The following is an 18,145-nucleotide window of genomic DNA, read 5'->3' as shown; positions in this document are numbered from 1 at the left end:
TACACGCACAGGGGCCTCACACGTCACGCCGGTTTCAACAGCCGCAGTCCTCCGCGTCCATGGGCGCCGTCAGAGGGTCGGAGGCGCGGCGTTCGCTGCCCTGCCAGGTCTCGAACTCGAAGCCCTCGCGCACCCAGTACTCGAAGCCGCCGAGCATCTCCTTGACCTGGTAGCCGAGTTCGGCGAGGGCGAGGGCGGCCCGGGTCGCGCCGTTGCAGCCGGGGCCCCAGCAGTACGTCACGACGGGCACCGACTTGTCGAGGAGTTGCCCGGCCTGTTCGGGGATCAGCGCGGTCGGGAGGTGGACGGCGCCCGGGATGTGGCCCTGGTCCCAGGACTCGGTGGAACGGGAGTCCAGCACGACGAATCCCGGGTCGCCGCCGGCCGAGAGCGCGGCGGCCACGTCGGAGACGTCGGCGTGGAAGGCGAGGCTGGCGCGGAAGTGGGCGGCGGCCTCGGCCGGGGTGGCGGGGGCGACGCGCAGGACGGGGTTCACGGTGGTGGTCGTCATGGACAAGAACCTACGGTCGTTGAGCCACGCTCTGAAGTGGTGATCCCCGGCACTTCCCTTGATCGGCCGGGGATTCCCCTGCTATTCATCGCCCATGACCACGTATTCCCCGGACGCCACCGACTGGCGCATCCTCGACGTCCTCCAGCGGGAGGGCCGGGCCAGCTTCGCCGAGCTGGCCCGTGCCGTCTCCATGTCGCCGAGCGCGGTCACCGAACGGGTGCGGCGGCTGGAGGAGGCGGGCGTCATCCAGGGCTATGCGGCGGTCGTCGACCCGGAACGGCTCGGGCTGCCGATCCTGGCGTTCGTCCGGCTGCGGTACCCGACCGGCAACTACAAACCCTTCCACGACCTCGTCGCCGCGACCCCCGAGATCCTGGAGGCCCATCACGTCACGGGCGACGACTGCTTCGTCATCAAGGTCACCGCCCGCTCGATGCGCCACCTGGAGGAGGTCTCCGGGAAGATCGGCGCCCTGGGCTCGGTCACCACGAGCGTCGTGTACTCATCACCCCTGCCCCGGCGCCCGCTCGGCCGCTGACCTCAGCCGACGCCCCGCTGCCGCAGTTCGGAGCCCGCTCTGCCCTTGACGACCTCCAGCTGCGCGTGAACGCGTCTGCGCAAGTCGGCGACGTGACTGACGATGCCCACGCTGCGGTCGCGCTCGCGCAGTGAGTCAAGGACGTCGAGTACCTCGTCGAGGGTCTGCTCGTCGAGGCTGCCGAAGCCCTCGTCGATGAAGAGGGTGTCCAGCCGGACGCCGCCCGCCTCGTCCGTGACGACATCCGCGAGGCCTAGGGCGAGGGCGAGCGACGCGAAGAACGTCTCGCCGCCCGAGAGGGTCGCCGTGTCCCGCTCGCGCCCGGTCCACGCGTCTACGACGTGCAGGCCAAGACCGCTACGGCCGCGGCCGGTCCGGTCGTCGGAGTGGACGAGGGTGTAGCGGCCGGACGACATGCGCCGCAGCCGTGCGGTCGCGGCGGCGGCCACCTGTTCCAGGCGGGCGGCCAGCACATACGACTCCAGGCGCATCTTGCGTTCGTTGTCCGCCGAGGTGCCCGCACTGAGGCCGGCGAGGCGTGCCACCCGGTCGTACTCCTCGCGCAGTGGCGCCAGCCGTCGTACGCCCTCCGCCGATCGCGCGGAGAGCCGGTCGAGTTCGGTGCAGCGCCGGTCCGCCGCGTCGCGGGCGGAGGCGGCGTCGCGCAGCCGCTGGGCCGCGGCCGACGCGGCCCGCTCGGCCGCTTCGAGGTCGGCGGGCGGCTGCTGGGCGGCGGCCACCGTGTCGGCTTCGGCGAGGACCGCGCGGACGGCGGCCTCCTCGGACTGCCAGGCGTCCAGCCGCCGTTGCAGCTCGCGGTGGGCCGCGTCGTCGAGCAGGGCCGACGCCGCGGCCTGGGGGGTGTCGAACCCGGCGCGGAAGGCGGACTCGGCGAGCCGGCCGTCCGCGGCCTTGAGCCGCTCGGCGCTCTCGTCGGCGGCCCGCGCGGCGTCGGCGGCGTCGGAGAGCAGGGCGACCTGCTGCTCCAGCTGCGCCGACCGCGCGGCCACGCTCGCCGAAGCACCCCGGGCCTGCGCCAACTCCTCCTCCAGCGCGGCCTTCTCCAGCTCCAGGCGCTCCCGGTGGCCCACCCGCGACGCGGCTCGTACGGCCGCCTCCTGCCGTACGGCGGTGCGCTGCTCGTGCTCCTGCTCGGCCCGGCGCAGCTCCTCATGCCCGGAGTGCAGCCCGGAGGCGTCCCGGCGCGCCTGTTCGTACAGCCGCTCCAACTCCTCTGCCTCTTGGGCGAGTTGGCCGGTAGGCGCGTCTCCGGCTTCCGCGGTGGCGGCGGCCAGGGCTTCCCGTACGAGGCCGAGGCGGCGCTCGTCCTCCGCGCGCTGTTCGTCGGCGCGCTGGTAGGCCGCCAGTGCGCGCTCCTCCGCCTCCCGGTCGACGTGCCCGGCGATCTTCCGTGCGGGGGCGGGGTGTTCGGTGGCTCCGCAGACGGCGCAGGGCTCGCCGTCGGTGAGGTTCGCGGCGAGTTCGGCGGCGATGCCGTTCAGACGCTGTTCCTTGAGGTCCAGCCAGTGGGCGCGGGCCTCGACCGCACGCTCGGCCGAGGCGAGCGCCTGCTGCTGCGCGGCTTCGGTGTCGCCCGCGAACTGGTCCCGCTGCCGGGCCGCCCCGAGCCGCCGCTGGGCGGGTTCGCGCTGTACGGCGAGCTGCTCGGCCCGGGTCGCTGCCTGCTGGGCGGTGTCGATACGGGCCTGGAGCGCGGCGCGGGTCGTCTCCCACTCGGCGAGCCAGGCCTCCGCCTCCTGGAGGACGTCCTCGTCGGCGCGCTCCTGACGGTCCAAGTGGGCCCGCTCGGCGACGAGTTCGGCCAGCCGGTGTTCGGCGCGACGGGCCGACTCCAGGCCGCCCAGCTCCTCGGCAGCGCGGCGTGCGGCGGCGGCGAGCCCGCCCGCACCGGAGCCGGCGAAGGCCTCCGGCAGCAGGGCACGCGCGCGGTGCTGCGCCGCGGCCGCGCGCCGGTGTTCGGCGTCGGCGGCCTCCCGCAGCTCCAGCGCGGGCGCCACCACCTCCGCCTTGCGGGCCCGCTCCATGCGCGCCTGCGCCTCCCGGTAGGCGTCGACGCGCTCCTCCATCAGCGCCGCGCGCTCGCGTGCCTGAGCGAACCGCTGTTGCAGCCGCGCCAGTTCGCGCACGTCGGCCAGGGCGCGCTCGGCCGCGGCCTGCCCGGACTCGGCGGCCGTGAGGCTGCAGTGGGCGATCGTCAGCTGTTCGCGGGCGGTGCTGCGGGCGACGGCGGCGGCGCTCATGACGGCGTCGGCCAGTCCGGGGTCACCGGGCGCCAGCTCCGCCAGGTCCATGGCGTCGCCCGCCGCCTGCTGCATGCGGTGCGCGTCGGCCAGCAGAGCGGCGTCTTGGTCGCGCACCCGGGCCTCGGTGGCGCGCCGACGCTCGGCCAGGCTCTTCTCGACCTCCGCGAAGCGGTGCGTCTCGAAGAGGCGGCCCAGCAGTCTGCCGCGTGCCTCGGCGTCCGCGCGCAGGAAGCGTGCGAAGTCGCCCTGCGGCAACAGCACGACCTGGCAGAACTGCTCGCGGCTCATGCCGAGGAGTTGGGTGATCTCCTCGCCGATCTCCTGGTGGGAGCGGCTGAGGTCCTTCCAGGCGCCGGTGGCGGTGTCGTACTCGCGCAGCCAACTCTGGGCCTTGTCGAGGGTCGTCCCCGAACCTCGCTTCTTCGGCCGCTCCCACGGGGGCTGCCGGGTCAGCTCCAACCGCCGTCCGGCGACGGTGAGTTCGAGGGCCACCTCGGTACGGGTGCCGGCCGCCGCATGGTCGCTGCGCAGCGAACCACCCTGGCGGGCACCCGGCACCGAGCCGTACAGCGCGTAGCACACGGCGTCCAGGACCGAGGTCTTGCCGGCGCCGGTCGGTCCGTGCAGGAGGAAGAGGCCGGCCGCCGACAACTCGTCGAAGTCGACGGACTGGGACCCGCCGAAGGGCCCGAAGGCGGTCATGTCCAGCCGATGCAGCCTCATCGCGCCACCTCCCGCACCGCTCCGTCCGCGCGCACCGCGTCGAACGCGTCCCGCAGCACGGTCCGCTCGTGCTCGTCGGGCCCGGCGCCGCGCACATGGGCCACGAAGTCCTCGGCGATCTGCTGGTCGCTGCGTCCGGCGAGCCGCTTCGCATACGACACGTCCGGGTCGTCCGGGGTCCGCTCGGGGTCGAAGGCGAGGCTCAGCGTGTGCGGGAAGCGCTCGGTGAGCCGGGCCATCGGGTCGGCCGGGCGGACAGGGTCGGTGAGCGTGGCCTCGACCCACGCCTCCTCGTGCCGGGCCAGGCCGGGGTCGGCGAGCAGTTCCTCAAGGGTGCCGCGGATCCGGGCCAGCTCGCGGGGCACCGGACAGTCGACGCGCTCGGCGGTCACCGACCCGTCGGCGGCCAGGTCGACGAGCCACATGCTCTTGCGATGGGCGGCTTCCGAGAAGGAGTACGGCAGCGGGGAACCGGAGTAGCGCACGCGCTCGGTGATGGTCTGGCAGCCGTGCAGATGCCCGAGTGCCACATAGTCGACGCCGTCGAACACCCCGGCGGGGACCGAGGCCACCCCGCCGACCGTGATGTCCCGTTCGCTGTCGCTGGCCTCGCCGCCGGTGACGAAGGCGTGCGCGAGGACGACGGAGCGGGTGCCGGGGAGGTGTGTGTCGAGGTCGACGCGGACGCGGTCCATGGCGGCGGCGAGAACGGCCTCGTGTCCCGGCTTCTCCACCCCGAACTCGCCCTTGACCAGGGCAGGTTCGAAGTAGGGCAGGCCGTAGAACACCACGTAGCCGTGCTCGTCCTCCAGGATCACCGGCGTGCCGGCCGACGAGGCGTCGGTGCACAGGAAGATGCCTGCGTGCTCCATGAGTCCGGCTCCGACGCCGAGCCGGCGTGCCGAGTCATGGTTCCCGGAGATCATCACCGTGGGCACGCCGAGGTCGGCGAGCCGGTGCAGTGCGTCGTCGAACAGCTCGACCGCGGCGAGCGGCGGGACCGCGCGGTCGTACACGTCTCCCGACACGACCACCGCGTCCACCTCGCGCTCACGCACGGTCGTGACGAGGTGGGCGATGAACTCGGCCTGGGCGTCGAGCATGTTCACGCGGTGGAACGCCCGGCCCAGATGCCAGTCGGAAGTGTGCAGGAGCCTCATGATCCCCGAAGACTAACGGCCGGGTCTGACATCACGGGTGGTTACTCCCGTATCGGCCCGTCATGACGGCACATGCGCTTGCCCGTTATGCGCTTCTTGCCGTTTCTGTCAGGCGTCCCCGTACGCCTCTCCGCCCAGTTCGAACCCGGCCGTCCCCGCGGTGGCGTCGGCCAGCCATGCGCGGAACGCCTCCACATCGGCGTCCGGCAGCCCGATCTCGATCGTGACGGCCTCTCCGTAGCGCACGTCCCGCACCTCGCGGCCGGTGGCGCGCAGGTCGTTCTGGACCTTGCCCGCACGGAGGTGGTCGACGGTCACCGTGGCGAGGCGGAAGCGCCTGCGGGTGAGCGTGCCGAGGGTGTCCAGGGCCTCGCCCACCGCACCGCCGTACGCCCTGATGAGGCCGCCCGCGCCGAGCTTGACGCCGCCGTAGTAGCGGGTGACGACGGCGACGACGTACCGCATGTCGCGACGGAGCAGCATCTGGAGCATGGGGACGCCCGCGGTGCCGCCGGGTTCGCCGTCGTCGCTCGCCTTCTGGATCGCGGCGTCGGCGCCGATGACGTAGGCGTAGCAGTTGTGGGTGGCGTCCGCGTGCTCCTTGCGGACGGCCGCGACGAAGTCCTGCGCCTCGTGCTCGGTGGCTGCCGGGGCGAGGGTGCACAGGAACCGGGAGCGGTTGACCTCGGTCTCGTGCACGCCCGCGCGGGCCACTGTGCGGTACTCGTCCTGCATCGGGCCACCCTATGTGCAGGGCACGCGCGCGTGGACAGCCACTTCTTGCCGCTACTTCCTCCCGCTACTTCTTGCCGCGCGGCACCATCATCGACGTCAGCAGGGCCCCGCCCGGGGCGAGCCCCCGCCACGACGTGCCGTACCAGGCCAGGACGGCGATCGCCGACGTCGGGAACTTCACACGGACTCGCTCCAGCGCGTCGTCGAGACTGTCGCCGGCGAGCGCGAGGACCAGTTCCTCCAGGCCGGGGTTGTGCCCGATCAGCAGCAGGTTCTCGACCTCGGCGGACACGTCGTGCACGACGGAAAGCAGGTCGGGGACGTCGGCCGCGTACAGCGTCGGGTCGTGGCGCACCGGCGGCGGGGTGCCCCACTGGGCGGAGGCCAGCTCCCAGGTCTGCCGGGCGCGGACGGCGGTGGAGCACAGCGCCAGGTCCGGCAGACAGTCGGCCTCGGCGAGCGCTCTGCCCGCGGCGGGCGCGTCCCGGCGGCCTCGCGGGGCGAGCGGGCGCGCGTGGTCGGCGACGCCGTCCGGCCAGGCGGACTTGGCGTGCCGCAGGACGACCAGGCGGCGCAGGGGGCCGGTTCCGAAGCGGGCGTTCATGCCGGGGCTCCCAGATCGCGGGTGAGGTCGAGACCGAGGAGCCGGTCGGCGTAGGCGTACGTCTCGAAGCGGGCGCCGTCGGGGAGGTCGGGCTGGGTCTCCGCCCACCGCAGGGTCGCCAGCACTTCGGGGACGTCGAGATCGTCCTCCCAGGCGGTACGGAGCCGTCCGCGCACCTCGTCGGGGACGGGCCGCGAGGGCCGGTGTGCCCAGGCGGCGACGGCACTCCGCCAACGACGGAGTGTCTCGTCCGCCTCGCCGAGGGCGGCCTCGTCGAGACGCACCGATTCGACGCGCGGACGGGCCAGCAGCGCCAGCCTCAGCGCAGCGGGATCGGCGCCCTCGGGGGCCTCCGGGTGGACGGGGGCCACGGCGACCCGGACGCCGTCGGGTGCGCTGCCGCCATCGGTCATGACATGGATGACCTGTGCCTCGCCCAGGCCCGGGTCGGCGTCCCGGCTGTGCTCGAAGGGCCGGATGCCGAGTGCCGCGGCGCCCGCCACCAGCTCGGCGGGCTCCCGCTCGCAGCTCAGCAGCGCCCAGACCGGTGTACCGCCGAGTTCCAGGGCGCGGACGAGCACATCCGCGGCGAGCAGCACCCGCAGGCCGGTCATGCCGAAGCCCGGCGGATGGGCCTCGACACGGGTCAGCCCCCGCCGGACGGGAGCGGCGGCGACAAAGTCGCCGGTACGGGCGTCGGTGATGCGCAGCACGGGGTGAGCGTAGGCGGACGGAGGGCCGTACGCAGGATCCGGCGCGAAATCCGGACACGTTGGCGGGAATCAAGAGGGCACGCGAGTCGGCAGGGAACGGGAATCACGGCGCCGCCTCACCCGTTGTGCGCTACGACAGCTCTTCCCCGATGCCCAGGAGGCCAGCGGTGTACGGCGACGCAGCGACGGTCCGCAAGATCCTCACCGAGCTCGGCGACACCTGGGCCGTGGTGGGCCTGTCCAACAACCAGCGGCGCGCGGCCTACGGCGTCGCCGACGTGCTCCAGCGCTTCGGCAAGCGGATCGTGCCCGTCCACCCGAAGGCCGAGACGGTTCACGGGGAGAAGGGATACCCGTCCCTGGAGGCGATCCCCTTCCAGGTCGACGTCGTCGACGTCTTCGTCAACAGCGATCTCGCCGGTGCGGTCGCCGACGAGGCGGTCGCGAAGGGGGCCAAGGCGGTCTGGTTCCAGCTCGGCGTCATCGACGAGGCGGCGTACGACCGCAGCCGGGCGGCAGGCCTGGAGATGGTGATGGACCGGTGCCCGGCGATCGAGATACCTCGGCTGGGTTAGGGTCCGGACGCGTACCACGGCGCACTTCACCTCGAGGAACACAGATGCACGAGTCTCCCTGCTGCTCGCCGTCGGGACGCGGGCAGACGCAGCCCGTGGCGCTCTCCGCACCGCCGCCGACGGCGAGCAGAGGTGGCTCCACGGAAGGCATGGTGCTGCTGCCGGGCGGAGAGTTCCTGATGGGCGCGGAGGACAGCGAGGGGTTCCCGGCCGACGGTGAGGGTCCGGTGCGGGCCGTGCGGCTCGACGCGTTCCGTATCGACGCCTGCGCGGTGACCAACGAGCAGTTCGCGGCCTTCGTCGACGACACCGGACACCTCACCGACGCCGAGCGCTTCGGCTGGTCGTACGTCTTCGCGGGCTTCCTGCCCGGCGCCCTGCGCCGTGGTGCCCCGCGCCCCGAGCAGACGCCCTGGTGGTGCGGGATCGAGGGCGCGACCTGGCAGCGTCCGGAGGGGCCCGGCAGCACGGTGGAGGAGCGCGGCGACCACCCGGTGGTGCATGTGTCGTGGCAGGACGCGGCGGCGTACGCGGCCTGGGCGGGCAAGCGGCTGCCCTCGGAGGCCGAGTGGGAGTACGCGGCCCGCGGCGGACTGGAGCAGCGGCGCTATCCCTGGGGCGACGAGCTCAACCCGGGCGGCGAGTTCCGCTGCAACATCTGGCGCGGCACCTTCCCGACGAAGAACACCGCCGACGACGGCTACCGCGGCACCGCGCCCGTGGACGCCTTCGAGCCCAACGGCTTCGGCCTGTACAACGTCTCCGGGAACGTCTGGGAGTGGTGTGCCGACTGGTGGGCCACCGACCACACCACCGCGCACCACACCAACCCCGCCGGTCCCGGCTCCGGCACCGCCAAGGTCATCCGCGGCGGCTCGCACATGTGCCACAAGTCGTACTGCAACCGCTACCGCGTCGCGGCCCGCAGCGCCAACACCCCCGACAGCACCAGCGGCCACATGGGCTTCCGCTGCGCGCAGGACATACGTCCGTGAGGCCAGGGCATACGGCCGTGAATCGCATCGGCACTCCCCCGCGGCGCCCCGGCGCCCCATAATGCACGGGTGACCTTCGCCACCCCCCGCCCCAACTCCCCTGCCCCGCAACGCTTTCCGGTCGTCATCGTGGGCGCCGGGCCCGCCGGGCTGACCCTCGGCAACATCCTGCGGGCGGCCTCCGTCGGCTGTGTGGTCCTGGAGACCGAGACACGGGAGTTCATCGAGCGCCGGCCGCGGGCCGGAGTCATCGAGGAGTGGGCCGTACGCGGACTGGAACGGCGCGGACTCGCCGCGAACCTGCTGGAGCGGGCCCAACTCCACACCGAGTGCGAGTTCCGCTTCGCCGGTGAGCGGTTCCGGTTCTCGTACGGCGAGCTGACGGGGCAGCATCACTTCGTCTATCCGCAGCCGTTGCTGGTGACGGATCTGGTGCGCGAGTACGCGGATGTGCGGGGCGGCGCCATCCGCTTCGGCGTGCGGGACGTCGAGTTGCACGACCTGGACTCGGACCGGCCGTCGGTGTCGTACCTCTGCCCCGAGACCGGTCAACGGCAGTCCCTGCACTGCGACTTCGTCGCGGGCTGCGACGGGGCGCGCGGAGTGACCCGGACCGCACTGCCGCCCGACCGGACCCGGATCGCGCGCCACGACTACGGCATCGGGTGGCTGGCACTGCTCGCCGAGGCACCGCAGTCGGCGGACTGCGTGCTGTTCGGTATGCATCTCAACGGCTTCGCCGGACACATGGCCCGCAGCCCCGAGGTCACCCGCTACTACCTGGAGTGCCCGCCGGGCGACGACCCGGAGAACTGGTCGCACGACAGGGTCTGGTCCGAGTTGCAGGCGCGGCTCGGCGCGGCCGGCGCCCCGCCGCTCACCGAAGGTCGGCTGATCGAGAAGCGCGTCCTCGACATGCACAACTACGTGGTCGAACCGATGGTGTTCGGGCGGCTGTTCCTGGCCGGCGACGCGGCCCACCTCACCGCACCGATCGCGGCGAAGGGCATGAACCTCGCCCTGCACGACGCCTTCCTGCTCGGCGACGCGCTCGTCGCCCACCTCTCGAAGGGCGACGCCAGCGGCCTTGACGGCTATTCGGCGACCTGCGTGAGCCGCGCCTGGGACTACGCGGAGTTCTCGCAGTGGCTCTCCGAGGTCTACCACGGCACCTCGTCCGGCGACCCGTACCGCGCGGGCACCACCCGCGCCCGGCTGCACCGCCTCTTCGACTCACGCCTCGCGGCGGCCGCGTTCGCGGAGGGATATCTGGGACTGAACACCGGCAGCTGACAGGGCGAACTGTTCCTCGCCGGGGGTGCGCGGATGCGCATGGTGCGCAGGTGATAGGTGCATGCGTGCGCCCATACGCACATAATGGCGTCGTGGACGGCAAGAAGTCCACCAGCACGCAACGGAAGGGGGCCCACGTGAGCGACGGACACCACCACGAACACCACGGCACCCCCCACACGCACAAGCACTCCCTTCGCCACCGCCTGACCCACCTCCTCACCCCCCACTCCCACGAGACCGCCGACAAGCTCGACTCCGCCCTGGAGTCCTCCGCACGCGGCATGCGGGCGCTGTGGGTCTCGCTGGCGGTACTGGGGGTGACAGCGCTGGCACAGGCGGTCGTGGTGGCCGTATCCGGTTCGGTCGCGCTGCTCGGCGACACGGTGCACAACACCGCGGACGCGCTGACCGCCGTACCGCTCGGGATCGCCTTCGTGCTGGGCCGGCGAGCGGCCACGCGGCGGTTCACCTACGGCTATGGACGCGCCGAGGATCTGGCGGGCATCGCGATCGTGCTGACCATCGCCGCGTCCGCGGCCTTCGCGGGGTGGACGGCGATCGAGCGGCTGATCGACCCGCGCCCCGTCGAGCACATTCCCGCGGTCGCCGTGGCCGCCCTCGTCGGCTTCGCCGGCAACGAGTGGGTGGCCCGCTACCGGATCAGGGTCGGGCGGGAGATCGGGTCGGCCGCACTGGTCGCGGACGGACTACATGCGCGTACGGACGGATTCACGTCACTGGCCGTGCTGTTGGGTGCCGGGGGCGCCGCGCTGGGCTGGCAACTCGCCGACCCGATCGTGGGATTGGCGATCACGGCCGCGATCACGCTGGTGCTGCGCGACGCGGCCCGTGAGGTCTTCCGGCGCGTGATGGACGCCGTCGACCCGGCCCTGGTGGACCGGGCCGAGCGGGCGCTGCGGGAGGTGCCCGGCGTGCGTGGAGTGGGCGAGCTGCGGCTGCGCTGGATCGGGCATCGGCTGCGCGCGGAGGTGGCGGTCGTCGTGGACGGCGATGCGACGGTACGACAGGCCCATGCCGTCGCCGTGAATGCCGAACACGCGCTGCTGCACGCCGTTCCCCGGCTCACCGCGGCCCTCGTGCACGCCGATCCGGCGCCGGTCCCGGGCGAGGCGGATCCGCATCTGGCGCTGGCCCACCACACCTGACCGTCACACCGGAACGCCCAGCCCCTCCAGGACCACGGCCCCCGGCAGCTCGGCGAACGCCTTCCCCGGCACCAGCAGCTTGCCGCGCCGGCGCCCGCTGCCGACCAGGACATACGGCAGGTCGACGACGGCCGAGTCCACCAACACCGGCCAGTCGGCGGGCAGTCCGATCGGGGTGATGCCGCCGTACTCCATGCCGGTCTCGCCGGTCGCGGTGTCCATCGACGCGAACGAGGCCTTGCGCGCCCCGAGTTGGCGGCGGACGACGCCGTTGACGTCGACCCGGGCGGTGGACAGGACCACACAGGCGGCGAGCGAGGTCTCGCCGCCGCGCTTGCCCGCGACCACCACGCAGTTCGCGGACTGCTCCAGCAGCTCCCGGCCGTAGTGCTCCACGAAGACGGCGGTGTCGGCCCATTGCGGGTCGGTGTCGACGTAGACGATCTGGTCGGCGGGGACGCTGCCGCTCCAGTGGCGTACGGCGTCGGCGACCGGGCGGGTCAGCTCGTCGAGGGAGTCGGGGGCCGGGGCGGCGGTGTCGAAGTGTCCGATGGGTGCGTCCATGACCGCACGGTAACAGGGCCGCTTCAGTGCACGGGCGGGACCGAGACGGCCATGACCATGCGCATCGGCGCGTTGCCCGTATTGCCGTACACGTGCGGGGTGTTGGCCTCGAAGGAGGCGCTCGAACCGGCCGGGACCCGGTAGTCCACGCCGTCGACCGTGAGCGTGAGCTCGCCTTCCGTGACGTGCAGCAGCTCGACCGTGCCGGTGGGGTGCGGATCCGAGGGGCTGCTCTCGCCCGGCATCAGGAGCCACTGCCACATCTCCAGCGGACCGGGGGCCTCGGTGCCCGCGAGGAGCAGGTTGTAGCTGCCGGCGTCGGTGTGCCACAGGCGTACGGCCTGCTCGGCGGGGACGATGCGGACCTTCGGGCCCTGCTCGTAGTCGAGGAGGGTGGTGATGCTGATCCCGAGGGCGTCGCCGATCTTGACGACCGTGCCGAGGCTGGGGTTGGTGCGGGCCTGCTCGATCTGGATGAGCATGCCGCGGCTGACGCCGGACCGGCCGGCGAGCACGTCCAGCGTGTAGCCGCGCACCGATCGCCAGTGTTTGACGTTGCGCGCCAGGGATTGGGTCAGCAGGTCGAGGTCCGACACATTCCGTCCAACATCTAGGCCAATATTCTGGATGACAGCGTTCAGTTCGCTGAACTACGGTGGGGTGCAACCGACGCACCTGATGTGTTCACCGAACTGTACTGCGAGGCTACCCGTGACAGCATTCTTCGCCCTGGCCGCCAGCCTGTTGTGGGGGCTGGCCGACTTCGGCGGCGGACTGCTGACCCGGCGGACCCCGGCGCTCACCGTGGTCGTCGTCTCGCAGACGATCGCGGCGGCGGTACTGGGCGTGATCGTGGTGGCCACGGGCGCCTGGAGCGAGGCCGGTCCACGGCTGTGGTTCGCGGTCGCGGCCGGGCTGGTCGGGCCGGTCGCCCTCCTCTGCTTCTACAAGGCACTGGCGCTCGGGCCGATGGGCGTGGTCTCCCCGCTCGGCACGCTGGGCGTCGCCGTCCCGGTCGGTGTCGGGCTCTTCCTCGGTGAGCGGCCCGGCCTGGTGCAGGTCGCCGGCATCGCTGTCGCCGTCCTCGGCGTCGTCCTCGCGGGCGGACCGCAGCTCAGGGGCGCGCCGGTGCAGCGCCAGGCCATCCTGCTCACGCTTGTCGCGGCGGTGGGCTTCGGCACGGTGTTCGCACTGATCGCGGAGGCGTCGACCACCATCACGGGTCTCTTCCTCGCCCTCTTCGTGCAGCGCGTGACGAACGTGGCGGCGGGCGGCCCCGCGCTCTACTTCTCCGTGAAGAAGGGAGCAGCGGCCGTCCCGGAGGGCGGCTTCCTGTGGGCCTCGCTGCCCGCGCTGGCCTTCGTCGGCCTGGCGGACGTCGCGGCGAACGGCACCTACGCGATCGCCGCCCAGCACGGCCCGGTCACCGTCGCCGCGGTGCTCGCCTCGCTCTACCCGGTGGTGACCGCCCTGGCCGCGCGCGGCTTCCTCAGCGAACGGCTGCGGACGATCCAGGCGACGGGCGCGGGCCTCGCGCTGGTTGGCACGCTGCTGCTGGCGACGGGCTGAGTCAGGCTTCGGCGTCCAGTTGGGCAAGCCTGGCCGCGGCCTCTTCGTCCAACTCGCCCAGCGCCAACAGCTGCTCGGGCGTGATCCCGTCAGGAATCGGCACCGGCGCGGGGGTCCTGAGCGGCGGCTGCCAGCCCTCGCCGGGAGTCCAACGTCGTACGACCCGGGCGGGCGCGCCCGCTACCACGGCATGGTCGGGCACCACGCCTCGTACGACCGCCCCCGCCGCCACCACGACGTTCCGGCCGATCCGGGCGCCGGGCAGGATCACCGCGCCGGTGCCGATCCAGCAGCCCGGCCCGATCTCCACCGGCTCCATCCGCGGCCACTGCTTGCCGATGGGCTGGTGCGGATCGTCGTACGAGTGGTTCGTGGACGTGACATAGACGTACGGCCCGAAGTAGCAGTCGCTGCCGATGGTGACCGTCGTGTCGGCGATGACATGGCTGCCACGGCCCAGGACTACTCCGTCGCCTATCCGCAGGATCGGCTCCGGGCCGAGGTCCAGGTCGGGCATCAGACCGGCGGTCAGGGTCACCTGCTCGCCGACGATGCAGTGGGAGCCCAGGTGGATCCAGGGTTCGCCGAAGACCGTGCCGAGCGGGAAGGCGAGCCGGGTGGCTTCGCCGATCGCGCCGAAGTGGAACCGGCCGGGGCTCTCGGCCGTCACCGAACCCATGCGCTGCGCCCAGGCCCAGCCCGCGTGGACAGCGCGCTGTGTGAGGCCGCGCCGCCAGGACGAGAACGTGTTCTTGCGCTTGAGCACCCGCTTACCGTACTGAGCGTACGGCGCCCTTTTGAGGTGTGAGGCCTGTGATCTTCGCCCTACGCGGTGGCGTACGGTTCGTCTACGACGTTCGCGGTGAGGAGACGGCGATGACGCGCAGGGCGCTGGTCATGGGGATCGGGGACAGGGACCCGAAGGTCGACGATGAGGCGTTCGTGGCGCCGACAGCCTCGGTGATCGGCGACGTGACGCTGGAGGCGGGCGCGAGCGTCTGGTACGGCGCGGTCGTGCGTGGCGATGTGGAGCGGATCGCCGTCGGGGTCCAGAGCAACATCCAGGACAACTGCACCCTGCATGCCGACCCTGGTTTCCCTGTGAGCATCGGTGCGCGGGTGTCCGTCGGGCACAACGCGGTGGTGCATGGGGCGACCGTTGAGGACGACTGCCTGATCGGGATGGGGGCGACTGTGCTGAACGGCGCGGTGATCGGCGCGGGGTCTCTTGTTGCCGCGCAGGCGTTGGTGCCGCAGGGGATGCGGGTTCCGCCCGGTTCATTGGTTGCGGGCGTTCCCGCGAAGGTGAGGCGGGAGCTGACGGAGGAAGAGCGTCAGGGCGTTTCGCTCAACGGGACCATGTATGCGGAGTTGGCGAAGAGCCACCGGGAAGAGCACGGGGGCTGAAGGTCGTACGCGGTCTGCGGGCTTGTTGTGGCTTGTCGCGCAGTTCCCCGCGCCCCTGGTCGGCGTTCTACTCCCCGGCGCTTACCGGCTCCGGCTCCCGATGTGCCACCTGAGCCTTCTTTGCCTTGCGCTTCACGATCAGCATCGACGTCACGCCGATCAGGACCGCTGCCACCAGGCCCAGCCAGGAGAAGCGCTTCAGCCAGGATTCGGCCACGACGCCGACGTAGTAGATGACGGCGGTCGTGCCGCCTGCCCAGAGGATGCCGCCGAAGACGTTGGCGATGAGGAACTTCCAGTACGGCATGTGCAGTACGCCGGCGAGGGGGCCGGCGAAGATGCGGAGGAGGGCGACGAAGCGGCCGAAGAAGACGGCCCACATGCCCCACTTCTGGAAGGAGCGCTCGGCGGTGGCGATATGGCCCTCGCTGAAGTGCTTGGGGAACTTCTTGCCGAGCCAGGCCAGCAGGGGGCGTCCGCCCTTGCGGCCGATGGCGTAGCCGATGGAGTCGCCGATGATCGCGCCGGCGCTGGCGCACGCGCCGAGGATGAAGGGGTCGATGTCGCCGTGCTGGGAGGCGAGCAGCGCGGAGGAGACCAGGATGATCTCGCCCGGCAGCGGGATGCCCAGGCTCTCCAGGCCGATCACCACGCCCACCAGGGCGTAGATGGCGATCGGGGGTACCGTCTCGAGCCATTCCTGGACGTGCAACGCCGCTTCCTCCAGATTCGCGTCCTGCATCCTCATACCGGCGCGCGCCCGGAGCCGGGCGCACGCCGGGAAGCCTACCGGGTCACACTGACACCACGGCGTCCCACAGGTTTCAGGGTGTTCACCGGGTGCCCGCCCGGGCGTCGCGCAGGAACACCGCGCTGGTCAGGACGCCCAGGAGCACGATGGCCGCGTTCACGGCGACGGCTGCCTTCAGGCCGTCGAGGATCGCCGGCGTGCCGGTTCCGGTCATGGCCGCGGTGGCGACCGCGCTCATGATGGGCGCTCCCATGGTGATGCCCACCTGCTGGGTCATGGTGGCGAGGCCGGTGGCCAGTCCCTGCTCGTGGTCGGCGAGACCGGAGGTGGCGGTGACCATGAAGCCGACGATGACGAGCATGTTGCCCACGCCGCCGGCGAAGGTGGCGACCAGCAGGAGCCACATCCACGACCGGTCGTCGCCGAGTCCGAGCAGCGCGGCCGTGAACACGGTCTGCAGGATGCCGCCCACGATCAGCGTCGGTCTGCTGCCGGCCTTCCCGATGACCTTCGGGGCGATGGTGCCGCCGACGACCGTGCCGATGCCGAGCACACCGAAGGACAGGCCGGCGGCCAGCGGGGAGAAGCCGAGCACTTCCTGGAGGTAGAGGGTCAGCAGGAAGACGAGGGAGGTCTCGGTGAGGAACGCGATCAGACCGGCGACATTGCCCCACGCCACCGACCGCTTGCGGAGCACGCCGAGCGGCACCAGCGGCGCGGACACCCTGCCCTCCACGGCGTAGAACACCAGCAGCAGCACAACTCCGGCCGCCAGCGACAGCAGCGCCCGCGCCGAGCCCCAGCCGTGCTCACCGGCCTGGGTGAAGCCGAAGACGACGGCGAGGAGACCGAGCATCACACTGACGGCGCCGGGTATGTCCAGCTTCGGGCGCTCGTCGGGCCGTGACTCCTGGATGACCGTCGGGGCGACGAAGAGGACGATCAGGGCCACGGGCACATTGATGAAGAACGCCCAGCGCCACGACAGCAGGTCCGTGAGCAGACCGCCGAGGACGGCTCCGGTGGTGAACCCGGCGGACATCAGCGCCCCGTTGAGGCCGAGCGCCTTCTCACGCAGCGGCCCTTCCGGGAACGCGGTCGTCAGCAGTGACAGGCCGGCCGGGGTCACCGCGGCCGTGGCCAGGCCCTGGAAGACCCGCGCCACGATCAGCACCTCCGGACTCTGCGCCAGGCCGCCCACCAGCGAGGCAGCGGCAAGCACCACGAGACCGCCGAGGAACAGCCGCCGCCGGCCGAACAGGTCCGCGATCCGGCCGAAGAGCAGCGTGAAGCCGGCCGCGCAGAGGGCGAAGGCGGTGGCGATCCACTGGAGGTGCGCCAGCGAGAAGCCCAGGCCCGCACCGATCACCGGCAATGCGACGTTCAGGATCGAGAAGTCCACGGCGAGCATGAACTGGGCGGCGAGCAGCAGCACCAGCACGAGCTTCAGCCGGGGGGTGAGTGCGGTGGCCGGAGCCACGGTGACGGACATCGTGTCGAGTCCCTTTCTCTCACTGCGCGTTGCGAGGCGTTGTGGAGAAAGAGGCTCGTCGGCCCTCGGCATCCCAGCCAGAACCCTCTGCCGGGCAGCAAGCGCGAGGGTAGTCATCACATGACCACCCTCGCGGCATACGGAAGCGGGGCGTGGTGGGCATCATAGGAAGGCAGTGGCCCAACCCGGGAGGCATCGATGGACGCCCCGTCCGAACTGGGGGACTTCCTCAAGTCCCGCCGTGCCGCCCTGCGTCCCGAGGACGTCGGCATCGCCCCGCACCCGTCCCGCCGACGCGTCCCGGGGTTGCGCCGCGAGGAGCTGGCCATGCTGGCGGGCGTCAGCATCACGCACTACACCCGGCTGGAACAGGGCCGCGCGCTGGGCGCCTCGGACTCGGTCCTCAACGCCATCGCGCGCACCCTGCGTCTCACCGCGGACGAGACCGCCCACCTCAAGGACCTCGCCCGGCCCACGTCCGCACGCCGCCCCGCCGCCCCACGGGTGTCGCACGCCGGCCATTCGGCACGGCAACTGCTCGCAGCCATGACCGACGTGCCCGCGCTCGTGCTGGACCGGCGCAACGACGTCCTCGCCTGGAACCGTCTGGGCCACGCGCTGCTCGCCGGACACCTGCCGCCCGACAGCCCCGACACACCGGCCGCCCGCCCCAACCTGACCCGGATGCTCTTCCTGGACGAGCAGTACCGCGCGCTGTTCACCGATTGGCACGAGGAGGCGCAACTGGGCGTCGCCTCGCTCCGGCTGGTCGCCGGACGGCACCCGGACGACCGCGCGCTGGCCGAGCTCATCGGTCAACTCTCCATGAACTGCCGCGAGTTCGCCGCCCTGTGGGCCCGGCATCCGGTGCGCACCTGCACCTCCGGCGTGAAGCACGTGCACCATCCGCTGGTCGGCCCGATGGACCTCAGCTTCGAGAACCTCGTCATCCCCGGCAGCTCCGGCCAGCGGCTGATCGCCTACACCGCGGAGCCCGGCACCCCCTCCGAGGCCGCGCTGCGCCTGCTGGCCGGTGCCACCGCCGCCGCGACCGTACGGACCTGAGAGCCGCCGTACGA

At 72.0% G+C, this 18,145-nt stretch carries 19 protein-coding genes and 1 pseudogene; 8 read left to right on the top strand and 12 right to left on the bottom strand.

The window, feature by feature from the left end:
- Positions 1-34 precede the first annotated feature (34 nt).
- Positions 35-511 (bottom strand): rhodanese-like domain-containing protein, encoded by a 477-nt coding sequence (locus tag ACTWQO_RS09545; protein WP_443236777.1) that lies wholly within the window; start codon positions 509-511, stop codon positions 35-37.
- A gap of 94 nt (positions 512-605) precedes the next feature.
- On the opposite strand from ACTWQO_RS09545, the gene ACTWQO_RS09540 reads away from it, so the two are divergent.
- Entirely contained in the window at positions 606-1,052 is a 447-nt protein-coding gene (locus tag ACTWQO_RS09540; RefSeq protein ID WP_210571067.1) for an Lrp/AsnC family transcriptional regulator, read from the top strand.
- Between the two features lie 2 nt (positions 1,053-1,054).
- Here the strand turns inward: ACTWQO_RS09540 and ACTWQO_RS09535 are convergent, their stop codons facing one another.
- From ACTWQO_RS09535 to ACTWQO_RS09515, 5 genes are all read right to left on the bottom strand, one after another.
- Positions 1,055-4,039: an AAA family ATPase gene (locus ACTWQO_RS09535; protein WP_443236776.1), complete on the bottom strand. Its 2,985-nt coding sequence runs from the start codon at positions 4,037-4,039 to the stop codon at positions 1,055-1,057.
- Positions 4,036-5,199: an exonuclease SbcCD subunit D gene (locus tag ACTWQO_RS09530; RefSeq protein ID WP_443236775.1), complete on the bottom strand. Its 1,164-nt coding sequence runs from the start codon at positions 5,197-5,199 to the stop codon at positions 4,036-4,038. The genes ACTWQO_RS09535 and ACTWQO_RS09530 overlap by 4 nt, the downstream gene beginning before the upstream one ends.
- Positions 5,200-5,307: 108 nt before the next feature.
- Positions 5,308-5,934: a YigZ family protein gene (locus ACTWQO_RS09525; RefSeq protein ID WP_443236774.1), complete on the bottom strand. Its 627-nt coding sequence runs from the start codon at positions 5,932-5,934 to the stop codon at positions 5,308-5,310.
- Positions 5,935-5,998: 64 nt separating this feature from the next.
- The gene (locus ACTWQO_RS09520; RefSeq protein ID WP_443236773.1) at positions 5,999-6,538 is read right to left on the bottom strand and encodes a SixA phosphatase family protein; all 540 of its coding nucleotides are present in this window, start codon (positions 6,536-6,538) and stop codon (positions 5,999-6,001) included.
- Positions 6,535-7,251: a hypothetical protein gene (locus ACTWQO_RS09515; protein WP_443236772.1), complete on the bottom strand. Its 717-nt coding sequence runs from the start codon at positions 7,249-7,251 to the stop codon at positions 6,535-6,537. Before ACTWQO_RS09515 ends, ACTWQO_RS09520 begins: the two co-directional genes overlap by 4 nt.
- Positions 7,252-7,418: 167 nt before the next feature.
- Here ACTWQO_RS09515 and ACTWQO_RS09510 point away from each other — a divergent pair, with 167 nt between their 5' ends.
- The 3 genes from ACTWQO_RS09510 (at position 7,419) to ACTWQO_RS09500 (ending at position 10,114) form a co-directional block, all read left to right on the top strand.
- Entirely contained in the window at positions 7,419-7,826 is a 408-nt protein-coding gene (locus tag ACTWQO_RS09510) for a CoA-binding protein (RefSeq protein ID WP_443236771.1), read from the top strand.
- 44 nt (positions 7,827-7,870) lie between these two features.
- Complete coding sequence (locus ACTWQO_RS09505) at positions 7,871-8,821, top strand: formylglycine-generating enzyme family protein (protein WP_443236770.1); 951 nt, start codon at positions 7,871-7,873, stop codon at positions 8,819-8,821.
- Positions 8,822-8,890: 69 nt separating this feature from the next.
- A complete protein-coding gene (locus ACTWQO_RS09500; RefSeq protein ID WP_443236769.1) occupies positions 8,891-10,114 on the top strand; it encodes a 4-hydroxybenzoate 3-monooxygenase in 1,224 nt (407 codons plus the stop codon).
- Here the strand turns inward: ACTWQO_RS09500 and ACTWQO_RS09495 are convergent.
- Positions 10,109-10,177: pseudogene (locus tag ACTWQO_RS09495) on the bottom strand (transcriptional regulator); the annotation flags it as partial. The gene ACTWQO_RS09500 and the pseudogene ACTWQO_RS09495 overlap by 6 nt on opposite strands.
- Before the next feature lie 74 nt (positions 10,178-10,251).
- On the opposite strand from ACTWQO_RS09495, the gene ACTWQO_RS09490 reads away from it, so the two are divergent.
- Positions 10,252-11,283 carry a cation diffusion facilitator family transporter gene (locus tag ACTWQO_RS09490; protein ID WP_443236768.1) on the top strand — a complete coding sequence of 344 codons (1,032 nt, stop codon included), beginning with the start codon at positions 10,252-10,254 and terminating at the stop codon, positions 11,281-11,283.
- A 3-nt stretch (positions 11,284-11,286) separates the two neighbouring features.
- On the opposite strand, the gene ACTWQO_RS09485 is transcribed toward ACTWQO_RS09490, so the two are convergent.
- Positions 11,287-11,847 carry a YbaK/EbsC family protein gene (locus ACTWQO_RS09485; protein ID WP_443236767.1) on the bottom strand — a complete coding sequence of 187 codons (561 nt, stop codon included), beginning with the start codon at positions 11,845-11,847 and terminating at the stop codon, positions 11,287-11,289.
- 23 nt (positions 11,848-11,870) lie between these two features.
- Complete coding sequence (locus ACTWQO_RS09480) at positions 11,871-12,443, bottom strand: XRE family transcriptional regulator (protein ID WP_443236766.1); 573 nt, start codon at positions 12,441-12,443, stop codon at positions 11,871-11,873.
- Positions 12,444-12,558: 115 nt separating this feature from the next.
- On the opposite strand from ACTWQO_RS09480, the gene ACTWQO_RS09475 reads away from it, so the two are divergent.
- On the top strand, positions 12,559-13,416 hold the full coding sequence (locus ACTWQO_RS09475) for an EamA family transporter (RefSeq protein ID WP_443236765.1): 858 nt from the start codon (positions 12,559-12,561) through the stop codon (positions 13,414-13,416).
- A gap of 1 nt (position 13,417) precedes the next feature.
- Here the strand turns inward: ACTWQO_RS09475 and ACTWQO_RS09470 are convergent, their stop codons facing one another.
- Positions 13,418-14,182 (bottom strand): acyltransferase, encoded by a 765-nt coding sequence (locus ACTWQO_RS09470; protein WP_443236764.1) that lies wholly within the window; start codon positions 14,180-14,182, stop codon positions 13,418-13,420.
- A 110-nt stretch (positions 14,183-14,292) separates the two neighbouring features.
- Between ACTWQO_RS09470 and ACTWQO_RS09465 the strand changes: the two genes are divergently transcribed.
- Positions 14,293-14,823, top strand: a complete 531-nt coding sequence (locus tag ACTWQO_RS09465; RefSeq protein WP_443236763.1) for a gamma carbonic anhydrase family protein — start codon at positions 14,293-14,295, stop codon at positions 14,821-14,823.
- A gap of 67 nt (positions 14,824-14,890) precedes the next feature.
- On the opposite strand, the gene ACTWQO_RS09460 is transcribed toward ACTWQO_RS09465, so the two are convergent.
- Both ACTWQO_RS09460 and ACTWQO_RS09455 read right to left on the bottom strand, forming a co-directional pair.
- Positions 14,891-15,535, bottom strand: a complete 645-nt coding sequence (locus ACTWQO_RS09460; protein ID WP_443236897.1) for a DedA family protein — start codon at positions 15,533-15,535, stop codon at positions 14,891-14,893.
- A gap of 121 nt (positions 15,536-15,656) precedes the next feature.
- Complete coding sequence (locus ACTWQO_RS09455; protein WP_443236762.1) at positions 15,657-17,066, bottom strand: MFS transporter; 1,410 nt, start codon at positions 17,064-17,066, stop codon at positions 15,657-15,659.
- Positions 17,067-17,264: 198 nt separating this feature from the next.
- On the opposite strand from ACTWQO_RS09455, the gene ACTWQO_RS09450 reads away from it, so the two are divergent.
- On the top strand, positions 17,265-18,131 hold the full coding sequence (locus ACTWQO_RS09450; protein WP_443236761.1) for a helix-turn-helix domain-containing protein: 867 nt from the start codon (positions 17,265-17,267) through the stop codon (positions 18,129-18,131).
- Positions 18,132-18,145 lie beyond the last annotated feature (14 nt).

Origin of the sequence: Streptomyces sp. 4N124, from assembly GCF_052245395.1 — a bacterium.
Taxonomy (GTDB): domain Bacteria; phylum Actinomycetota; class Actinomycetes; order Streptomycetales; family Streptomycetaceae; genus Streptomyces.
This window is presented reverse-complemented; position numbering and strand designations above follow the sequence as displayed.